This window comes from Sunxiuqinia dokdonensis (assembly GCF_001270965.1).
Lineage (GTDB): Bacteria > Bacteroidota > Bacteroidia > Bacteroidales > Prolixibacteraceae > Sunxiuqinia > Sunxiuqinia dokdonensis.
In genome coordinates this window covers 1-2062 of record NZ_LGIA01000021.1, presented here as the reverse complement: position 1 = coordinate 2062, position 2062 = coordinate 1, and the positions used below count along the sequence as shown (strand labels likewise).

3 protein-coding genes are annotated in these 2062 nt (G+C 36.1%); all 3 read right to left on the bottom strand.

Annotated features, from left to right (window positions below; genetic code table 11):
* A partial coding sequence (locus NC99_RS01925) for a hypothetical protein (RefSeq protein ID WP_157624356.1) occupies nt 1–335 on the bottom strand: 335 nt, incomplete at its 3' end.
* Between the two features lie 341 nt (nt 336–676).
* The gene (locus NC99_RS01920; protein ID WP_053179292.1) at nt 677–1525 is read right to left on the bottom strand and encodes an agmatine deiminase family protein; all 849 of its coding nucleotides are present in this window, start codon (nt 1523–1525) and stop codon (nt 677–679) included.
* A gap of 314 nt (nt 1526–1839) precedes the next feature.
* Entirely contained in the window at nt 1840–2019 is a 180-nt protein-coding gene (locus NC99_RS01915) for a hypothetical protein (RefSeq protein WP_053179290.1), read from the bottom strand.
* Nucleotides 2020–2062: the final 43 nt, after the last annotated feature.

Sequence of the window (2062 nt, the reverse complement as noted above, 5' to 3'; positions counted from 1 at the left end):
AATTGCTCAAACAGGAGGTGCGATGGGACTTTTTCTTTTTGTGTGTTGAAGAAAGCGGGCAGGCTGATTCGTTTTTCGATAGCCCATTTAGGGGCATCAACCGATGGAGTAACAAAAGGACGAAGGTGGTTTTGTACCTGTTTCTTCCTGTTAGCCTGCCTTAACTGGTCAAAGTTGGCACAGGCAATTTTAGTTTTCGCGGTTGTGGGTTGTTGTCCCGCTTCCACAATCCGGAGCCATTGTTTGGTTTCCTTTTTTACGGAACAGGGAATGGCCACGAGCATCATCAAGGCCAGGACCAGGTATTTTCTATATTTCGGTTCGAAAACTAACATGCCCAGCAAAAATAAGTTTCCGCCAGTGTCCGGTCTGTAACTTTTGTCACACAAGCCGGCGTCTTTAGAACTTTTAACAACTTGTTTAGTGGCTGTCTGCCCGACGCTCCACGAGGCCCGGGTAGACGATCATCTGCCGGACGAGCAAAGGCTGCATGCTTGATAATCGTCCCCAAAGATTGTTCCGGCAAGGGGAATCGAAAAAACGGATTGAAAACTCGATACTCAAACGACTAATCGGCAGGTAGTTCCACGCAGACCATGTGTAATTCAACATAGCCTCCAATGCCAAGCGTATGCAAGCAATGCTCCATTAGAGGCTAAGTGTTACCACACGTTTTTTATTTTTTAATATTCCATGTCATACAATTTAGAACTCCACCACCGTCAATAATTTTGCCTGCATTTACTTTTTCAATTCTATTTTCTTTCGCATAATCGGGGAAGAATTTTTCAAATTGCTCAAACGCCTGCTTGTCTTCGTCAATTCCAAACTGCGGTATTATTATCACATTTTTTGCTTGTAAGAAATTGATGTACCCCCAATTCAATTCTTCATTTGGTTTCTTAACATCAAATTTCAACTCGGTAAATTCCAGTCCGTTTTTTGCTAATTCTCCAAAAAAATAGCTTTGAAATTTTTCACTGTATTCCTTGAAATATCCGTTTATTAAAACTTTGTTTTCATTTATAAATCGAATCATTCCATCGGCGTGTCCGAATGGCTCTTTTTTATCCCAAGGGATTAAGACAATTTTCTCAATTTCAAATAATTCTTTAACCTTTTCGACTAGACTTTCTTTTGTGTAAAAATCTTTATTTTCCAAAATTACCTTGTCGGTTAAAATGACGCAGTCTTTTGATTTTATGATATTTCCGCCATCAACTATTAAATCCGTTTTTTCGGGTTTTAAACCAATTGATTCACTAATGATACCTGGATAGGATTTAAGTTTTCTGTATTTTTTTGTTTGTAAATAATCTGGGTCGTACCGATATTCAATGAATTTATTTTCTGAAACTTGAATTGGCATGTAGTCTCTGCACCAAATATCCTTAGTTTCTGGTAACGTGTCGAAGCCAATTCTGTGCTTTGCAAGAATTGAAGTAATTTCAGAATATTCTTGTTCAAACCTTTGTTTGAAGAGTTCTGAAAAATAAACAAAATTGGTTTCTTGGTCGGTTATCATTCAGTCAATCGTTTTTCCCAAATTTTTCCTATTTCTTTTCCAATGATTTTAAATTCCTCTGACGAAAAAGTGTCGGTTTTTGCATTATTACACCAGTAACATGAGAACACAAGATTTTTTAAATTATCATATGGTTCATTTGGCAATAATCTTTCTATTTCAAGTTTTTTTCCACGATTTCGTTTTGTTTCTATTTTCTTTCTTTGGAATAGTTCAGTTATTTGGTTTTGCGTTATTCCACAATAAAAACATTTCTTCTCTGTTGTTTCATGCCAATTTTTGAACTCCCAAAAACTTTCAGCCGTTTCAGTGTTTTAAAATTTTGATTTCCAGATCTTTCTCAAGTCTGAAAGATATTCTCTTTGCTCTTTTAAGTCGTTCCACATTTTTGAAACTTCACTTTTTTGAATTCCAAGAATTTCCTTGATTTCATCGAATTTCACTTGTTCAATTACTGCAAGTTTCAAGTATTTAAATTCTAAATCTGTCATCATTTGTCGTCTTTTTCAAAATGTGTGGTAACGTTCTAGTATTTTA

Bases quoted from the DNA above. Each gene is read 5' to 3' on its own strand.
- NC99_RS01920 (WP_053179292.1), bottom strand. From the start codon at position 1,525: ATGATAACCGACCAAGAAACCAATTTTGTTTATTTTTCAGAACTCTTC.
- NC99_RS01915 (WP_053179290.1), bottom strand. From the start codon at position 2,019: ATGATGACAGATTTAGAATTTAAATACTTGAAACTTGCAGTAATTGAA.